The sequence below is a fragment of the Streptomyces sp. A012304 genome (assembly GCF_026008495.1).
GTDB lineage: Bacteria > Actinomycetota > Actinomycetes > Streptomycetales > Streptomycetaceae > Streptomyces.
The window spans coordinates 1-16,777 of sequence record NZ_BQUN01000007.1; the positions used below are offsets into that span (position 1 = coordinate 1).

Below are 16,777 nucleotides of genomic sequence, written 5' to 3' on the forward strand. Positions count from 1 at the left end.
GCCGCGGACCCCGACGCCAGTCTCGTCGTGGCCACCGCGAAGGAGGGCGGACTGCGGGTCTACGACCTCGACGCCCGCCTCGTGCAGTCGATCGCCGCGCCGGCCGGCCCCGGCGCCGACGACGCGCCGGGCCGCTTCAACAACGTCGACCTGGTGCACGGCCTGAAGCTGTCCACCGGGCGCGCCGACCTGGCGGTCACCACCGACCGGGGCAACGACCGGCTGCGTTTCTACCGCATCGACCCCCGCAGCCCCGGCCGTCCCCTCACGGACGTCACGGACCCGGCGGCCGGGCCGGTCTTCTCCGCCGACCAGGCCGAGATCAACGAGCAGCGCACCGCGTACGGCCTGGCCACCTGGACCGACCGGACCACCGGCCGCACCTACGCCCTGGTCAGCCGCCGGGAGCGCACCGCCATCGCGCTGCTCGAACTCACCGCCACCCCCGGCGGCAAGGTCGGCTACCGCAAGATCCGCACCCTGACGCTGCCCTCGTCCTTCTCCCTGCCGAACGGCACGTCCTGGTCGCCCTGCGCGGAACCGGGCGAACTCCCCCAGGTCGAGGGCATGGTCGTCGACCCGGCGAACGGCACGCTCTACGCCGGGCAGGAGGACGTCGGCATCTGGCGGCTGCCCGCCACTCTCAACGGCACTCCCCGACTCGTCGACAAGGTCCGGGAGTACGGCGTGCCGGGCACGTACGACGAGGCCACCGAGGAGTGCGTGAGCGGAGGCGACCCGGGCTACGGGGGCACCCGGCTGTCCGCGGACGTCGAGGGCCTGACCCTCCTCACGGAGGCGGACGGCGACGGCTATCTGCTCGCCTCCAGCCAGGGCGACAGCACCTTCGCCGCGTACGACCGCGAGGTGGCCGACGCCAACGAGTACGAGGGCGGCTTCCGGGTCGGCGCCACCGCGACGGGTCCGGACGGCTCCCAGGAGTGCGACGGAGCGGCGGCGCTCAACGCGCCGCTCGGCAGGAGGTACCCCCACGGTCTGCTGGTCGTCCAGGACGGCGATGACGACGCGGGCGGCGACGAGCGCACCGCCACGAACTTCAAGTTCGTCGACCTCGGTGACGTGCTGACGGCGCTGGACGACTGAGGCGGCCGGGTCGCGGCGCGTGTCCCGCCGCGACCCGTCTGTCCCCCGCTGGCTCCGCCTCTGCGTCCGTCCGGCGCAGGACACACCCCGCCCCGCTGTCACATCCCGCCCGGGCCCGCGTCGCCTTTGAGGCGTTCCAGGTCCGAGGGGCGGACCTGGATGACCAGGACGGCGATCAGGGCCGCGAGGACCGTGCAGATGGCGGCCATGACGAACGCGGCCGAGACGCCCGCGGCGAGCACCTCGTCGGACCAGGGCGGCGGGAGTTCCCCGGTGCGCTGGAAGCGCAGGCGTTCGGCGGGCGTCGCCTGGGCGAGGAAGGCCGGGACCTGCTTCTCCGCCTCGTTGTTGCTGGCCGTGCCGAACATCGTGACCAGGATGGACAGCCCGAGCGAACCGCCCACCTGCTGGGTGGCGTTGAGCAGTCCGGAGGCCGCGCCCGTCTCCGGCGTGGGGACGTCCGACAGGGCCATGAGGGTCAGCGAGACGAACTCCATGCCCATGCCCAGGCTGAAGACGAGCATCGGGCCGAGGATGCTGCCGGCGTAGGTGGAGTCGACGTCGGTCAGGGTCAGCCAGGCCAGTCCGGCCGCGGCCAGGATGGCGCCCACCACCATGAACGGTTTGGGGCCGTACGTCGGCAGGAAGCGGGAGGCCAGTCCGGCGCCGAGCGCGATGACGGCGCTGACGGGCAGGAAGGCGAGCCCGGCCTGCAACGGGCTGAAGTCCAGCACGTTCTGCACGAAGAGCGTGAGGAAGAAGAACATGCCGAAGATCGCGGCGGCGAGGCACAGCATGATGCCGTAGGTGCCCGCGCGGTTGCGGTCGGCGAACATGTGCAGCGGTGTGATCGGTTGCCGGGAACGCCGTTCGATCAGGACGTAGGTGACGAGGAGGACGACGGCGCCGGCGAAGGAGGCCAGCGTCAGCGCGTCGCGCCAGCCGTCCTGGGCGGCCCGGATGAAGCCGTACACCAGCAGGACCATGCCGGCGGTGGAGGTCAGCGCGCCGGTGAGGTCGAAGTGGCCGGGGTGGCGCTCGGACTCGCGGATCCAGCGGGGGGTGGCGAGCGCGATGAGCAGCCCGATGGGGACGTTGACGAAGAACACCCACCGCCAGTCCAGCCACTCGACGAGCACCCCGCCCGCGAGCAGGCCGATCGCGCCGCCGCCCGCCGAGACCGCGGCGAACACCCCGAACGCCCGGTTGCGTTCGGGCCCTTCGCGGAAGGTGGTGCTGATCAGCGCGAGGGACGTCGGGGAGGCGATGGCGCCGCCGACGCCCTGGAGGGCGCGTGCGGCCAGGAGTTGGCCGGGTCCCTGGGCGAGGCCGCCGAGCAGGGAGGCGACGACGAACAGCAGGACGCCGAAGATGAAGACGCGCCGTCTGCCGAGGATGTCGCCGGCCCGTCCGCCGAGCAGCAGCAGCCCGCCGAAGGTGAGGGTGTAGGCGTTGACCACCCACGACAGGCTCGTGGTGGAGAAGTCCAGGGAGCGCTGGATGTCCGGCAGCGCGATGTTCACGATGGTGATGTCCAGGACCACCATCAGCTGGCACGAGGCGATGACCAGCAGCGCCATCGCGCTTCCGCCGCCGCCCTGGCGGGTGGAGGTCCGGGGCGCGGAAGTCGGCTGCGGGGTACTCATGACGCGGTACTCATGACGGAGTGCTCATGACGGGACGCTCATGACGGGGTGCTCGTGACGTGTCGCGCGCTCGGAAGCGAGCCCGGGGAGCCCCCCGGGAAGTCAGTGGACGGAGGCGTCCGCTGTGGGGGCCACCGTTCGACCGTACGCCTGCGGCAGAACCGTCACCACTCGATCATCCGCCGGCGGGGCCGGGCGGGCGTGGCCATGGCGGGCGTTCTCCAACCGCCGGTCGCGGATGTACGCGGCCATGCCGACACCTCGGCCTGGAAGAGGCGGTAGAGGTGGCTGCGGGAGATGTGGTGGGCTGCGGCGATCGTCTCGGGGGTCAGGTCGGGGTCGTCCAGGTGCCGGCCGCAACGTCCTGCTGCGGGGCGTCGACATCGGCTCCTTCGTCGGCTGCACAATCACGCTCGACACCGGTGACGGCCCGGTCGTGTTCGCCGTGAACCGTCCGGCGCGGCCCCGCGCGTGGAGGGACGTCACCGTCGGGCCGGGTGCGCGGCGCGCGCTGCGCGGCAAGGGCGGGGTGCGGTGCACACCGCTGTCCGACGGGGTTGCTCACTGTGGGCGCGGCGACGTTCCGCGTCGTCGGCGAGGCCGCTCCTCGCTGACCGTCCGGGTCAGAGGCCGTCGAACAGGCGGAGACGGGCGACGATCCGTTTGCCGACCGGTTCGGTCACGACGTCGAAGTGCTGCGCCACGGCCATCACGATCTCCAGCCCGTGCTGCCCCACCCGGGTGGGGTCGGCGCCGCGTGGCACCGGCGGGGTGGGGTCGCTGTCCCAGACGGCGATCTCCACGGTGTCGCCGGCGACCCTCAGGTGGAGCAGGACCGGGCCGGGCGCGTGGCGCAGCGCGTTGGTGACGAGTTCGCTGACCACGAGCTGCGACAGGTCCAAGGTCCGTGCCGACACCGGCAGCCCGTGGTCGCGCTGGACACTCGTGAGGAAATCACCCGTCAGATGCCGCGCCCCGGCGATACAGCCCTCGTGGCCGTCGAGGGCCACCGTCACCTCGGCAGGCCCCTCGGCAGGCCCGTGGCGCGCCTCGTCGGGCGGAACAGGTTTCATCCGGACCGCCTTCACTACCCCGTTCATCTCGGCGCGCTTACCCCCGAATCGCCCTCCTACGCCCCACGGGCACCACGGGCGGGAACACGCAGGTCACCGTCCGTGGCGGCCGTCCGGCGGGCCGCGACGGCCAGTACCGCGGCCACGACGGCGAACCCGGCCATGAGGGCGTTCATCCAGGCGTAGCCGGGACTGCTGGCGTAGGCGGAGCCGTCGTCCAGGACACAGTCGAACTCCGGCGGGAGGTAGGAGGCCCGGTAGTCCACGAGGCGTCGCATGGTCTCCGCGGGAACGCCGTCCCGGCAGGAGTGCGGCGGCCACGAGTCGGCGCCGGAGCGTGAGTCGTGCTCGGAGTACTGGACGGCTCCGGCCCCGATGAGGTAGAGGCCGACGGCCGCGGCGGCGGCCATCCCGGCGCACCAGCGCAGCAGGTGCAGGCCCTGGTTCGGCCGCCGGCCGGGCAGGACGGCGGCGACGAGCTTGATGACGACCGCGACGACCCAGATGGGCACGGCGGCCAGGAGAGCCAGTCCGAGCAGGGTCAACACATGGCCTCGCCTTCTGTTCTGAACCGTAGGTGCCGATCCTGGACGCGGGCCGGGGCGCGGGGCCGTGACGGGGGCCACAGCCACCGTCACAGCCGCGTCACAGAAGTGCCGGTCAGTCGAGGTGGTAGCTGTCGCCGTACACCTTCCAGTCCAGGGGCGGGACCAGGTCGAGGTTGCCCTTGCGCAGGAAGACGCGCTGTGCGGTGTCGACGCGGCTGGTGTCGCTGTGCGCCTCCTCCTGCTTCATGGCCCACACCCGCGCGTCGAGGAAGGCGTGCAGGTACGTCGTCTCGTCGCCGCCCTGGGCCGGCGGCCTGGCCTTGGTCAGGGCGCGCCTGCGGATGCTGCCGAAGCTGGTGGTGTCGCCGCCGTCGCCGTGCATGACGATGGCGTCGAAGTACACGAACTGGCCGAGGGCGCGCAGTCCGTCCGCCTTGGCCCGGCGGACGGCGGGGGTGAAGTAGACGCGGTCGCGTTCGTCGTTCTGTGCCTGCTGGAAGGTCCTGTCGCGGGCGGCGGTGCGCCAGTGGTCCGGGTAGTGGGGGTCGAGTCCGGCGTGGGAGTCGGTGCCGTTCACGGCGCGCAGGGCGGGCAGGTAGCGGGCGAGGACGTTGCCGGGCTTGCGGTCGGTGTAGAGCTCGACGAGGTCGAGCATGTCGCCGGTGCCGGAGCAGAAGCCGACGATGCCGGCGGTGTAGCCGCGGCCGTCGCCGATGTCCTCGATGTACTTGTACTGGGCCTTCCAGTCGAGCGAGGAGTTCTCCGCGCTCGACAGCAGTTTCATGGCGATCTCCTTCTTCGCCGGGTCGTCGAGGCCGGGTGCGGCGAGCGGCGGGGCGGCCGCGGCCGCCTGCGGGGAGGCGAGCAGCGGGGTCGCGGTCGCCGCGGCGAGCAGGGTGAGGGCCGTGCGGCGGGACATGTGCGGCACAGGGGCTCCAGGTGGAGTGGGGGGTGGGTGAGGTGGTGCGCACGACTGACAGGAAGGTTTCCTATCAAGTTCGGGCGGTGAGAGGTACCCCGGTGCGTGCAGGTTCGTAGGATCGAACGAGGTTGAGGGCGGCGGAGGGTGAGTGACCGTCAGGGCGTGCCGGGCGTGTCCCCCTGCCAGTCGAAGCGCCGGCCGTCCTCGCGGCGTACGTACACGGCCCGGCCGCCGGGCCCGTAGCGGCCTATCTCCGTGGTCAGCGCCACCTCGTGCGGGTCGCGGTCGGTGCGGCCGGTGACGTCCAGCAGCAGGCCGTCCAGCGGGCCGCCCACCAGTTCCGCGTACGCGCGGTCCGGGCGGGGGCCCGCGTCGTCATGGTCGGCGCCGTAGACCCGGCCCCGCATGAACTCGGTCTCGTCCATGAGCAGCAGCTTGGCATCCACCACTGACAACGGCCTCCGGCCGGCCGCCGACGCGGCCGCGTCCCGGCCGGGCACCGCCCGCCGGCGAACGCCCCGTGCCCGTCAGCCGGCGTCCCGGACCGTGCGCAGATACGTGCCGAGACGGGCGACGGCTGCCGGGTTGCGGGGGCTCTCCACCAGGTCCACGTAGTCCAGGACGACGATCCGGCGGTGCTTGACGGCGGAGACGCCGCGCAGGGGCGCGTAGGAGAGGAGGAAGTCCTTCTTCCGCTCCGCGCTGACGTCGCCGTAGTCGCAGATCACGATGACGTCCGGGTCGCGGGCGACGACGGACTCCCAGCCGACGGTGGTCCAGGAGTCGGCGACGTCGTGCATGAGGTTGGTGCCGCCGGCCTCGCTGATGATCTGGTCGGGGGCGGCGTACCGGCCTGAGGTGAAGGGCTGGTCCTGACCGCTGTCGTAGAGGAAGACCCTGGGCCGGTCGCCGCCGGCCGGGATCTTCGCGCGGACGTAGGCGACCTGCTTGCGGAAACCGGCGATCAGCTTCGCCGCGCGCTGTTCGACGCCGAACAGCTTCCCCAGGTTGGCGAGATCGGTGTAGAGGGCGTCGAGGGGCGGCATGATGCCGCGCGAGGTGTCCGTACGGCCGTTGCGGCAGGACTCCGTGAGGACGTACGAGGGGATGCCGAGCTTCTTCAACGCGTCGGGCGTGAAGCCGCTGTCCTCACGGAAGCCGTAGTTCCAGCCGGCGAAGACGAAGTCGGCGCGGGCGTCGAGGACGTTCTCCTTGGTGAGCTGGTCCTTCGACAGCCACCTCACCTTGTCGTAGCCGCCCTTCCAGGGGACGCCGGTGAGGTCGCCCTTGTCGTCCGGCATGGCGAACCCGGCCATGCGGTCCTCCAGGCCGAGCGCGAACATCAGCTCGGTGATGCCCACGTCGTTGGTGACGACGCGCTCGGGCACCCGGTCGTAGGTGACCTGGCGGCCGCAGTTGGTGAGGGTGACGGCGGCGTCGCCGGAGGAGGCGTCGGACCGTTCGACGGTGGCGCCGCAGCCGCTCAGGGCCAGGGCAAGGGTCAGGACGAGGGCGGCGGCGGAGGCCGGGGAACGCAGGGCGGTCACGGGGTTCCTTGGGTGAGGAGGTCGAAGAGGAGCTGGACGGTGCCGGTGACCGGATGCCGCACGGGATGGGCGCGGACGCCGAACACCTCGGCGAGCAGGGCCGGTCGCAGGACGTCGTGCGGGGTGCCGGAGGCGACGATCCGGCCGTCGGCGATCACGTACAGCAGGTCGCAGTGGGCGGCGGCGAGGTTGAGGTCGTGCAGGGCGGCCAGGACGGTCGGGCCGCTGGCGCGGACCAGGGACAGCACCTCCAACTGGTGGGCGATGTCGAGGTGGTTGGTGGGCTCGTCCAGGACGAGCACCCGAGGCTGCTGGGCGAGCGCGCGGGCGATCAGCACGCGCTGCTTCTCGCCGCCGGAGAGGGCGAGGAAGCCCCGGTCGGCGAGGTGGGCGACACCGGTGCTGTCCATGGCCCGGGCGCAGATGTCGTGGTCGGTGCGCGCGGTGCGGTCGCGGTGGGGCAGCCGTCCCATGGCGACGACCTCGGCGACGGTGAAGTCGAACTCGGCGGCGGACTCCTGCGGAAGCGCCGCGAGGGCGCGGGCGGTGGCCGTCGGCGGCATGGCGTGCACGTCGTCGCCGCCGAGGCGGATCGCCCCCGCGTCCGGGCGCAGGGCGCGGTAGGCGCAACGCAGCAGGGTCGACTTGCCGCTGCCGTTCGGGCCGACGAGTCCGACGAACGCCCCGTCGGGGACGGTGAGCCGGATGTCGTCGACGATCCGGGCGCCGGCCGCCTCGACCGTGACGCCTTCGATGTCAACACGCATGCGGTCCTCCAGGGCGGGCCATGTCAGCGGCCCCCGAACGTGTGGCCGCCGCGCCGCATGAGCAGCAGGAAGGCCGGCACGCCGACCACGGCGGTGATGACGCCCACGGGCAACTCGGCCGGGGCGAGGAGCAGTCGGGACAGCAGGTCCGCCCAGACCAGCAGGACGGCTCCGGCGAGCGGGGCCAGGACCAGCACCCGGCGGTGGTCGGCGCCGACGACCATGCGCACCAGGTGGGGCACCATCAGTCCGACGAACCCGATGGCGCCGCTGACCGCGACGACCGTGCCGGTCACCGCCGCCGTGACGAGGAACAGCTCCCGTCGCAGCCGGGCCGGCGGGACACCGAGCGCGGCGGCGGTCTCGTCGCCCATGGCGAGGGCGTTGAGCGCCTCGGCCCGCCGCCGCAGCCACGCCCAGCCGAGGGTCACGGTGACGGCGGCGATCGGCACCTGGGCCCAGGTCGCCCCGCCGAGGCTGCCCAGCAGCCACATCATCGCCGAGCGGGCCGCCTCGCCCCGGGCGGCGCCGAACACCATCACGGTGGTGACGGCCTCGAAGCCGTACGCCAGGGCCGTCCCGGTGAGGATCAGCCGCAGCGGGGTCAGGCCGCGCGGGGAGCGGGCGACGGCGTACACCAGGGCCATGGCGGCGAGCGCCGAGGCGAACGCGGACACCGACAGCGCCCACACGCCCAGGCCCGCGAAGGCGCCCAGCAGGATGACGGCGTTGGCGCCGACCGCCGCGCCGGAGGAGATGCCCAGGACGAACGGGTCGGCGAGGGCGTTGCGGACCATCGCCTGCGCGGCCACGCCGACGGAGGCGAGCCCGGCGCCGACGACGGCGGCGAGCACGACCCGCGGCAGTCTGATCTCCCAGACGATGGTGTAGGCGGCGCCGTCCCGGGCGGGTACCGTGCCGCCGCTGAGCCCGGCCCACAGCAGCCGCAGGACGTCACCGCCGGCGAGGCCCGCGGCGCCGAGGACCACCCCGCACACGAGGGACCCGAGGAGGATCAGTCCCAGGGCGAGGGCCAAGGGGAAGAGGGGGGTGCGGGCGGGGCTCGCCGGTGGTCTTCGCAGCACGGTCGGGGCGGTCCTTCACCTGGGGCCGCCTGCTGGACGTCGAGACAGCCGAACGGCCCGCCGGCCGCGCGGTCCCCCTCTCGCAGTCCACGGCGAGCAGTCGACGGGTCGCATGCCACCACGGGCGATCGGGCTCGCGTGACGGACCGTCGGGTCCGCACGCACACCGTTGCGGGTCAGCGCCGGACTCTCACCGGACTTCCCCCGCGGGAGGCCCTCGGAGCCTAACAAACGCGCTCGACGCCTCGGGCGGGGCCCGCACGCGCGGCCGCCCGGGCCCTCGCGGGACCCGGGCGGCCGTCGTGCGCACTGCCGGTTACGGGGTGAGCTGCCAGCGCTGGATGTGGCCCACGTCGATCGAGGCGCGGTCCTGGACGCGCAGTTTCCAGGTGCCGTCGACGGGCTGTGCGGAGGCGTCGACGGTGAAGGTCTGGTCGACGTTGTCGGCGGATCCGCCGTTGCGGTTGAGCAGCGGGTAGACGGTGCCGTCGGGGCCGACCAGGTCGACCGTGAGGTCGCCGCGGTAGGTGTGGACGATGTTCACGTACACCTCGGTGGCGGCCGAGGCGTTGCCGGTGCGGCCGGTGATGGTGATCGGGGACTCGACCGCGGCGCCCGCGTCCGGGATGTCGACGCGGTTGGTGGAGGCGTAGACGTAAGCGATCCGCCAGGCGAAGTCGACCGTCACGAAGGCGCCGGTGCCGTCGGTGACGGTGACGGTGACGTCACTGGCGCCGACGGTGGTCGGCACGCCGGTGATCAGGCCGCTGTCGCTGATCGTCAGGCCGTCGGGCAGTCCGCTCGCGGTGTAGGTGAGGGAGGCGCCCGTGTTGGTGGTGTACGCGTCCACCTGGAGGGAGACGTCCTGGCCGACGCCGCTGGTCTGGTCGGCGATCGGGGCGACGTTGACGCCCAGGGCGATACGGCTGCCGACGTTGACGGCGGCCCACGCGTCGGCGACGGCGAGGTAGGTGGGGCTGTAGGCGCCGAACAGGTCGGCGGCGGCCTGGAGGGTGGCGGTGCGGGCGCCGGCGTAGTCGGTGGAGGAGGTCATGTACGTGGTCAGCGCGCGGTACCAGACGCGCGCGGCGTTCTCGATGCCGATGCCGGTGACGGGCTTCGCGTCGTAGGTCGGGCTGTCGTAGGCGACGCCGTTGATCGTCTTGGCGCCGCTGCCCTCGGAGAGGAGGTAGAAGAAGTGGTTCGCGGGGCCCGACGAGTAGTGGACGTCGACGCCGCCGAGGGCGGAGCTCCAGTAGTCGTGGGAGGAGCCGTCCTTGGAGGGCTTGTCCATGTGGCGCAGCGGGGTGCCGTCGCCGTTGATGTCGATCTTCTCGCCGACGAGGTAGTCCGGGACGTCGGCGGCCAGGTCGGAGCGGAACTCGACGGCGGCGGCGAAGATGTCGGAGGTGGCCTCGTTCAGGCCGCCGGACTCGCCCGCGTACGTCAGGTCGGCGGTGGCGCTGGTGACGCCGTGGCTCATCTCGTGCGCGGCGACGTCGAGCGAGGTCAGCGGCTTGGCGTTGCCCTCGCCGTCGCCGTAGGTCATGCAGAAGCAGCTGTCCTGCCAGAAGGCGTTGACGTAGTTGTTGCCGTAGTGGGCGCGGCTGTAGGCGGCGACGCCGTCGTTGCGGATGCCGTTGCGGCCGTGAACGTCCTTGTAGTAGTCCCAGGTGGCGGCGGCGCCGAAGGCCACGTCGACGCCCGCGGTCTGGCGGTCGGCGGGGGTGCCGTTGCCCCAGACATCGTTGTCGTCCGTGAAGAGGGTGCCGGTGCCCGAGGTTCCCCGGTTCAGGTCGTAGGTGCGCTGGCCGCCCCGGTCGCCGTCGACGAGCTGGTACGTCGATCCGGACAGGGTGGTGCCGAGCGGTACCTCGCCGTTGTGCTGGCCGTGGCCGGTGCCGGTGTGGACCTGCTCGGCGGCCTGGATCTGCTTGCCGGACGTGGCGTCGGTGACGACCTGGAGCTCGCTGGGGGTGCCGTCCTCCTGGACGCCTTCGACGACCGTCTCCCAGGCCAGGACGGGCCTGCCCTTGCCCGCCCAGACGACGAGCCGGGGCACTGCCTCGGCCTCGGCGCGCGCGACGTCGGCCGTCCGCGCGGCCGCGAGGGCCTTGCCGGTGGCGCCGGCCGCGGTGAGTTTCGGGGTGAGGGACGGCACGGCGAGGCGGGCCTCGCTCGCCCGGGACACGGTCGTCCGGCCGTTCTTGACGTGGACGACGAGGTCGCCGCCGAGGACGGGCAGCCCGGCGTAGGTGCGCTCGTAACGGGTGTGCGTGGTGCCGTCGGCGTCCTGGATGACGTCCTTGACGACGAGCTTCTCCCGGGAGCCGAGGGCGAGCCGCTCGGCCGTGGCGCCGGCGGCGGTCTGCGCGGCGCGCACGAGCGAGGCGCGCCGGGCGGGCGTGAGGGGCGCCGGGGCGGCGCCGGCGCGGGGTGCGGCGGTGATCGTGGAGGCGGCCGGGCCGGGGTCCGCGGGGGCGGCGGACGTGGCGGAGGTCTGGGCACCGACGGCGAGCAGGGTGCCGACGGTGGTGAGGGCCAGGGCCGCGGCGCGTCTGCGCCGGTGGAGGGGGCGGTGTCGCCGGGACAACGGCATCTCCTTCTGCGAGGTCGGCCCGGGTGCGGGCCGAGGTGGGGCGGACCGCCGGGGTACGGCCGGTCCGGAGCGCTGCACGGCAGGGCGGGTGGTCTGCGGGCGGCCGGCGGGAGGCGGCGGGCGCGACGGAGTGAGGGGTGAGGAAGGAGTGAAGGAATGGTGAACGTTCGGCAGCAGCCTGACACCTTGATCGCCGTTTTGTCATGGGAATGCCAAGACAACGGCTTGAAATGACCACGCCCGTCTGGGAGTTCGGCGCGGCGGCACCTCCTTTTCGGCCGCGCCACGATCCGGATGGCCTCTTCGCGCTCGTCGACGTAGCGTCGGTACGGAATTCCTCGGCGCGGACGCGGGCTGGAGCGGAGATGCGCGGACACATGACGAGAACGGCGGCCCTGCTCTGTGCCGCGCTGGGACTGACCGCGGCGGTCGGCACGGCCTCGGCGGCGCCGACCGAACCCCGGTCCGCGCGTCAGGCCTCGGGACCGGTCCTGGTCGACTGCCTCTGGCGATCCCAGGTCCGGCCCGACGCGTTCCTCCTGGCCTGCGGCGACGGCAACAGCCGTCTCGTCTCACTGAAGTGGGACCACTGGAAGGCCGGCTCGGCGAAGGCCACCGGAGTCAGTGTCGTCAACGACTGCGAGCCGTACTGCGCCGCGGGGACCTTCCGCTCGTACCCGGTCGTCGTACGGCTGGACGAGCCGCGGGCCTGGCAGAAGGACCCGCGGACACAGCGCTACGGACGGATCAGCCTGGAGTACCCCGGAGAGCGGCCGGAGCAGTTCCGGCGGGTGATGACGTACCCGCTGTGGGACTGAGGGGTCCTTTGCCCGTCGCGGGGCGCGCTCACTCCATGAGGCCCGCGGCCACCGTCGCGCCGAGTTCCCAGCAGGCCTCGACGTCGGCCTTGGCGGGCTCTCCGGTGACGGTCACGGGCTCGGCGGCGCGGCGCCAGCCCAGGCCCGTGGTGATGGCCTCGATGCCGCGCACCGCGCCGGTGACGTCGTTGCCGCCGTGCACGTAGTAGCCGAAGGGCCGGCCGCGGGTGGTGTCCAGGCAGGGGTAGTAGACCTGGTCGAAGAAGTGCTTGAGGGCGCCGGACATGTAGCCGAGGTTGGCGGGGGTGCCCAGCAGATAGCCGTCGGCGGCCAGCACGTCGGAGGCCGTGGCGGCGAGAGCGGCCCGCCGCACCACACGCACGCCCTCGATCTCCGGCGCCGTCGCTCCCGAGACGACGGCTTCGAACATCGCCTGGCAGTTCGGCGAGGGCGTGTGATGGACGATCAGCAAGGTGGCCACGGCATCGAACCCTGCCCGCTGTCCCGCCCGACCGCAAGCGGCGAGGCCCTGGGGCGCACACGCGTCGCGTGCCGATACGGCGCCGTACCCGCGTGTCGTGGATCCCGCGGAGCGCGGGAGAGGGGCGGCTGCGGACGCCGACGGGATTCGAACCCGCGGACGGGGCGGGCAGACCCACCCGAGACCGTCAGTCGCCGCGGGGAGGGTCTCCCCCGCGGCGATGCAATGGACCGCTCTGCCACGGCGCCGCAGCCTGCCGGGACCGCGCGCTCCCGGTGCCGGCCACTCTAGGGGGCGTGCCCGGGCCGCCTTCAACGGTTTTCCGGCAGGCTCCCGTCGGCCACTCGGTCAACTCCCGTACGCGCGCGATCAGAAGACGTCACACGTCGCCGCGTTCCGAAGCCGTGCGCGCCAGTCCCGGAGCACGGCGCCCGTCCGGGTGACGCCCTTCATAGGTTCGGGGGCACGAGCGGGGCCGGACGAGCCCGGTCCCGCGCAACGGGCAGGAGAGCACCATGGCGAACGTCGAAGTCTCGCTCAAGGAGATGATGACCGCGGTGGAGGGCGCGCTGGGCGCGGCTGTCGTGGACTACACCAGCGGTATGGCGCTGGGCACGCTCGGCGGCGGCAAGGACCTCGACCTGGCCGTGGCCGCGGCGGGCAACACCGATGTGATCCGCGCCAAGGTCCGCACGATGGAACACCTGGGCCTCAAGGGCGAGATCGAGGACATCCTGATCACCCTCGGCGGCCAGTACCACCTGATCCGGCTGGTCAACAGCCGGCAGGGCGCCGGGCTGTTCACCTACCTCGTACTGGACCGGCAGCGCTCCAACCTGGCGATGGCCCGGCATCAGCTCAAGCGGATCGAGGCCGACCTCGAGGTGTAGACGGCGTCCGCACGCCCGGCTTCGCACGCCCGTGAATTGCAAATTTCTTCATCTCGAGACATCCACATCAGTGCATCACCGGGGTGTGCGGAGCCCGCAGTCGCCAGGATCGTGCCGGACGAAGGACCCCGACCGCGGCAGGGAGCGAGCGATTGACCATGCAGGTCCCCCTCTACCAGGCGAAGGCCGAGTTCTTCCGCATGCTCGGGCACCCGGTGCGCATCCGGGTCCTCGAACTGCTGCAGGGCGGTCCCGTGCCCGTGCGGGACCTGCTCGCCGAGATCGAGATCGAACCGTCCAGCCTGTCCCAGCAGTTGGCCGTGTTGCGCCGCTCCGGGATCGTGGTGTCGATCCGGGAGGGTTCGACGGTCAGCTACGCCCTGGCCGGCGGCGATGTCGCCGAGCTGCTGCGGGCGGCCCGGCGCATCCTGACCGAACTGCTCGCCGGGCGGAACGAGTTGCTGGCCGAGCTGCGCCAGGCCGAACCCGAACCGCCGCTGTCCGTGCCGCACGGCGGTACGGGCCGGACCTGAGCCCCGGCGCCGCGCGGCTCACAGGTCCGCTTCCGGTCCGTCGTGGAGCGTGGAGAGCGACCACTGAGCGATCGCTCCACCGGCCGCCCGCGCACACGAGGGGCCCGGACCCCGTGGTACGTCCCACGGGGTCCGGGCCCCTCGCCCGGGCGGGTCAGCCGCCGTTCAGCCGGGTGCGCAGCAGCTGCTTGCCCAGCTCCGCGCCCTTGCGACTGTCGGCCTGGGCCTTGCGGAACAGGTCCGCCACCTCGGTGTCCTTGTCGCGTTCGGCGTCCTGGATGTAGGTCTCCAGCCGCAGCGCGTTGCTCAGACACGCCTCCACGTACCAGATGAGGTTGTAGTCCTTGTCCCGGGTGCCGGTCACGTCGCCGGTCTCGGTGCCGGTGGCCATGCGGGCCTCCTCCCAGCGTGCTGTCGTCGATGTCCATTCGGCAGCCGGGTACCCATCGCCCGCCGGGACACACCGGGCGAAACGGCCGGACCCCGGGAACGCCGCCGGGCTCGGACCACGAACCGAACAGAGGGTCGAAATTCGAACGAACCCGACCGAAACGCCAGGGTCCGCCACCCCTTCCGCCACGTAGAAATATCTACCAACATGCAGGTGCCGCAGCAGGCGGCGGACGGGCACGGGCGGACCTCACACGGAGCCGGACATGAACGATGGGATGTGGACGCGCGGCGTGGAGTGGCTCGCCGCCGCCGCGACGGACCCTCGGGTGTGCAAGCGGGAGTGGGACCAGGGCAACGGGATCGTGCTGCTGGAGGCGGGCCGCTACTGGGACGTGCTCAGCGTGCCCGACCGGCTGGGCATGCTGACCCTGGACCTGCTGTGGCAGTCGTCGTGGCCGGCGCCGGGCCCGACGCTGGTGGACACCGCGTCCCACCGGGTGGGCTTCTTCCTGCCGCCGGATCCGGGCAGCCGGTGGATCGGGGCGGGGCTGCGGCACGCGGGCCGGGGCACCTGGGTCGCGGTGCCGCCGCCGTACCGGCCGGCCCGGTTCCTGGAGTGGCTGGTGCCGCCGGACGGGTCCGGCGCGCTGCACGCGCCCGCCGTGCTGGAGCTGGCACTGCGGCAGGCCAACGGCACCCTCGCCGTACTGGCGCCGCCGCGCGGCGAGCGGCACACCCCTGGAGCCGGAACCACAACCACCAGCACAACCGGAACCACAACCGGAACGGGAACCGGAACCGGAACCGGAACCGGAACCGGCCCGAGCGTCGCCCCGCTCGTCTGAGTGCGTCAACTCACTTGTCACGCAGGGCAATTCAGACAGTCGACGCAGAAGTGAACAGACGACGGGCGTTTTCGGAGCCAAGTCTCGCTCGACCGTGCGGAATCGATCAACGACGGTGTGTACTGTGCTGCGGGTGCCCGGTGCGCATACCGCGGCCCACCCCTGCCCTGCCGTTCCCGGAAACGACCGACCCTCCCTGGAACCGAATCCATGATCGAATTACCGGAGCTGGTGGCCGGCGGCCTCGCCGTCGGCACGCTGTCCGCGCTCGCCCTCGGCGGCGGGCTGCTGCGGTCGCGGCGGCAACAGACCCGGCAGCGCGCGGAGATCGCCGCCCTGCGCACCCAACTCGACGGCTCGGTACGGTCGTTCACGGCCGAGGTGGAGCATCTGGCGGTACGCCGCGTACCCGCCGCCGCCCGTCAGGTGGCCCATCCGCACCTGGACGTGCCGGGCCCGCTCCAGCCACTGACCGTGGGCACGCCCCTCGGCATCGCGTTGGAGAACGTCCTGCTGGCGCTCCAGGCCGAGGTGGCCGAGCAGCGCACCCGGGTCGACGCGGCCGCGCAGGCCGGGATGCGGGGTGCCACACGCGAGATCCAGGCGGCCCTCTACCGGCTCCAGGACGCCCTGCGCTGCATGCAACAGCGCTACGACGAACCGGAGTTGACCCAGACCCTCTTCGAACTGGACCACGAGAACGAGCAGTCGCTGCGCCGCGCGCAGGTCGCCGCGGTGGTGTGCGGGGCGTGGGTGGGGCTGGCCCGCGAGGAATCGCACCTGGTGGACGCGGTCACCGGCGGCCAGGCCCGGCTCGCCGGCTACCACCGGGTGAAGGTCCACAACCACTTGGAACCCGGCACGGCCCTGGTCTCGCACGCGGTGGAGCCCGTCGCCATCATCGTCGCCGAACTCTGCGACAACGCGCTGCGGCACTCCGCGCCCGACACCGACGTGGTGGTGAGCCTGGAACACGTCCACCACGGCGTGTGCGTCACCATCGACGACGCCGGCCTCGGCATGACCCAGGACGAACGCGACCGCGCCCAGCGGCTGGTGGCCGGCGACACGCCCATCCTGCTGACCGAACTGGGCGACCCGCCGCGCATGGGCCTGGCCGCGATCGGCCGTCTGACCCGGCAGTTCGACCTGGGCGTCGACGTCTCCTCGCCGTCCCCGTACGGCGGGGTACGCGCGGTGCTGCGGGTGCCCAGCCACCTCCTCAGCCGGATCGACCCCGAGGCGAGGCCCCCGGCGCCGAGCGCCCCGCGCACCACCCGCAGGACCGTCACGGACCTGCCGGCCGCGGCCACCGCGCCGGCGACAGCGACCGCGCCGGCACCGACGCCCGCCCACGCGTACGGCACGGAGAGCCCCGCACCGGAGGCGTCGGGCCACCACGCGCCGCGCACCGGCACCGACGGTCTGCCGCAGCGCCGCCGCCGTGTCCGGCCCGCCCCCGCCCCGGAGCCCGCGGCGCCGCGGCGGCCGGCGCGCCGGCCGGAGGAGTCCGCCGCCGCGCTCGG

16 protein-coding genes, 1 tRNA gene, 1 pseudogene and 1 riboswitch are annotated in these 16,777 nt (G+C 72.8%); of the genes and pseudogenes, 6 read left to right on the forward strand and 12 right to left on the reverse strand.

Translation table 11 applies throughout. The features are described 5' to 3' along the window. A partial coding sequence (locus tag ALMP_RS02675; protein ID WP_264924367.1) for a phytase occupies positions 1-1,104 on the forward strand: 1,104 nt, incomplete at its 5' end. A gap of 98 nt (positions 1,105-1,202) precedes the next feature. Here the strand turns inward: ALMP_RS02675 and ALMP_RS02680 are convergent. The 9 genes from ALMP_RS02680 to ALMP_RS02730 all read right to left on the reverse strand — a co-directional run bounded on the left by ALMP_RS02680 (position 1,203) and on the right by ALMP_RS02730 (position 11,285). Continuing rightward, on the reverse strand, positions 1,203-2,684 hold the full coding sequence (locus tag ALMP_RS02680) for an MFS transporter (protein WP_264924379.1): 1,482 nt from the start codon (positions 2,682-2,684) through the stop codon (positions 1,203-1,205). 689 nt (positions 2,685-3,373) lie between these two features. Continuing rightward, the gene (locus ALMP_RS02695; RefSeq protein ID WP_264924369.1) at positions 3,374-3,823 is read right to left on the reverse strand and encodes an ATP-binding protein; all 450 of its coding nucleotides are present in this window, start codon (positions 3,821-3,823) and stop codon (positions 3,374-3,376) included. 56 nt (positions 3,824-3,879) lie between these two features. Next, entirely contained in the window at positions 3,880-4,368 is a 489-nt protein-coding gene (locus ALMP_RS02700) for a hypothetical protein (RefSeq protein ID WP_264924370.1), read from the reverse strand. A gap of 115 nt (positions 4,369-4,483) precedes the next feature. Beyond that, a complete protein-coding gene (locus tag ALMP_RS02705) occupies positions 4,484-5,290 on the reverse strand; it encodes a chitosanase (protein WP_264924371.1) in 807 nt (268 codons plus the stop codon). Between the two features lie 158 nt (positions 5,291-5,448). Further along, on the reverse strand, positions 5,449-5,718 hold the full coding sequence (locus tag ALMP_RS02710) for a hypothetical protein (protein WP_264924380.1): 270 nt from the start codon (positions 5,716-5,718) through the stop codon (positions 5,449-5,451). A gap of 102 nt (positions 5,719-5,820) precedes the next feature. Continuing rightward, complete coding sequence (locus ALMP_RS02715; RefSeq protein WP_264924381.1) at positions 5,821-6,831, reverse strand: ABC transporter substrate-binding protein; 1,011 nt, start codon at positions 6,829-6,831, stop codon at positions 5,821-5,823. A gap of 5 nt (positions 6,832-6,836) precedes the next feature. Next, on the reverse strand, positions 6,837-7,607 hold the full coding sequence (locus ALMP_RS02720; RefSeq protein WP_264924372.1) for an ABC transporter ATP-binding protein: 771 nt from the start codon (positions 7,605-7,607) through the stop codon (positions 6,837-6,839). Positions 7,608-7,630: 23 nt separating this feature from the next. Then, the gene (locus tag ALMP_RS02725) at positions 7,631-8,689 is read right to left on the reverse strand and encodes an iron ABC transporter permease (RefSeq protein ID WP_264924382.1); all 1,059 of its coding nucleotides are present in this window, start codon (positions 8,687-8,689) and stop codon (positions 7,631-7,633) included. A 125-nt stretch (positions 8,690-8,814) separates the two neighbouring features. Then, positions 8,815-8,897: riboswitch (cobalamin riboswitch) on the reverse strand. A gap of 111 nt (positions 8,898-9,008) precedes the next feature. Further along, positions 9,009-11,285 carry a M4 family metallopeptidase gene (locus ALMP_RS02730; RefSeq protein WP_375803416.1) on the reverse strand — a complete coding sequence of 759 codons (2,277 nt, stop codon included), beginning with the start codon at positions 11,283-11,285 and terminating at the stop codon, positions 9,009-9,011. Positions 11,286-11,668: 383 nt separating this feature from the next. Between ALMP_RS02730 and ALMP_RS02735 the strand changes: the two genes are divergently transcribed. Continuing rightward, positions 11,669-12,109, forward strand: a complete 441-nt coding sequence (locus ALMP_RS02735; protein ID WP_264924374.1) for a hypothetical protein — start codon at positions 11,669-11,671, stop codon at positions 12,107-12,109. Positions 12,110-12,137: 28 nt separating this feature from the next. On the opposite strand, the gene ALMP_RS02740 is transcribed toward ALMP_RS02735, so the two are convergent. Both ALMP_RS02740 and ALMP_RS02745 read right to left on the reverse strand, forming a co-directional pair. Next, a complete protein-coding gene (locus ALMP_RS02740) occupies positions 12,138-12,590 on the reverse strand; it encodes a flavodoxin family protein (protein WP_264924375.1) in 453 nt (150 codons plus the stop codon). Between the two features lie 133 nt (positions 12,591-12,723). Continuing rightward, positions 12,724-12,838, reverse strand: a tRNA-Pro gene (locus ALMP_RS02745). A 267-nt stretch (positions 12,839-13,105) separates the two neighbouring features. Here ALMP_RS02745 and ALMP_RS02750 point away from each other — a divergent pair. Beyond that, positions 13,106-13,480, forward strand: coding sequence for a hypothetical protein (locus ALMP_RS02750; protein WP_264924376.1), 375 nt, complete (start codon positions 13,106-13,108; stop codon positions 13,478-13,480). Between the two features lie 158 nt (positions 13,481-13,638). Beyond that, entirely contained in the window at positions 13,639-14,013 is a 375-nt protein-coding gene (locus ALMP_RS02755; RefSeq protein ID WP_264924384.1) for a helix-turn-helix transcriptional regulator, read from the forward strand. Positions 14,014-14,167: 154 nt separating this feature from the next. On the opposite strand, the gene ALMP_RS02760 is transcribed toward ALMP_RS02755, so the two are convergent. Then, positions 14,168-14,404: a hypothetical protein gene (locus ALMP_RS02760; protein WP_264924377.1), complete on the reverse strand. Its 237-nt coding sequence runs from the start codon at positions 14,402-14,404 to the stop codon at positions 14,168-14,170. A 265-nt stretch (positions 14,405-14,669) separates the two neighbouring features. Here ALMP_RS02760 and ALMP_RS02765 point away from each other — a divergent pair. Together ALMP_RS02765 and ALMP_RS02770 are read left to right on the forward strand one after the other, a co-directional pair. Then, a pseudogene (locus ALMP_RS02765) lies at positions 14,670-15,134 on the forward strand (hypothetical protein); the annotation flags it as partial. A gap of 327 nt (positions 15,135-15,461) precedes the next feature. Next, a partial coding sequence (locus ALMP_RS02770; protein ID WP_264924378.1) for an ATP-binding protein occupies positions 15,462-16,777 on the forward strand: 1,316 nt, incomplete at its 3' end.

Coding starts and splice junctions, on each gene's coding strand:
- ALMP_RS02680 (WP_264924379.1), bottom strand. CDS start 2,684: ATGGCGCTGCTGGTCATCGCCTCGTGCCAGCTGATGGTGGTCCTGGAC.
- ALMP_RS02695 (WP_264924369.1), bottom strand. CDS start 3,823: ATGAAACCTGTTCCGCCCGACGAGGCGCGCCACGGGCCTGCCGAGGGG.
- ALMP_RS02705 (WP_264924371.1), bottom strand. CDS start 5,290: ATGTCCCGCCGCACGGCCCTCACCCTGCTCGCCGCGGCGACCGCGACC.
- ALMP_RS02710 (WP_264924380.1), bottom strand. CDS start 5,718: ATGGACGAGACCGAGTTCATGCGGGGCCGGGTCTACGGCGCCGACCAT.
- ALMP_RS02720 (WP_264924372.1), bottom strand. CDS start 7,607: ATGCGTGTTGACATCGAAGGCGTCACGGTCGAGGCGGCCGGCGCCCGG.
- ALMP_RS02735 (WP_264924374.1), top strand. CDS start 11,669: ATGACGAGAACGGCGGCCCTGCTCTGTGCCGCGCTGGGACTGACCGCG.
- ALMP_RS02750 (WP_264924376.1), top strand. CDS start 13,106: ATGGCGAACGTCGAAGTCTCGCTCAAGGAGATGATGACCGCGGTGGAG.
- ALMP_RS02755 (WP_264924384.1), top strand. CDS start 13,639: ATGCAGGTCCCCCTCTACCAGGCGAAGGCCGAGTTCTTCCGCATGCTC.
- ALMP_RS02760 (WP_264924377.1), bottom strand. CDS start 14,404: ATGGCCACCGGCACCGAGACCGGCGACGTGACCGGCACCCGGGACAAG.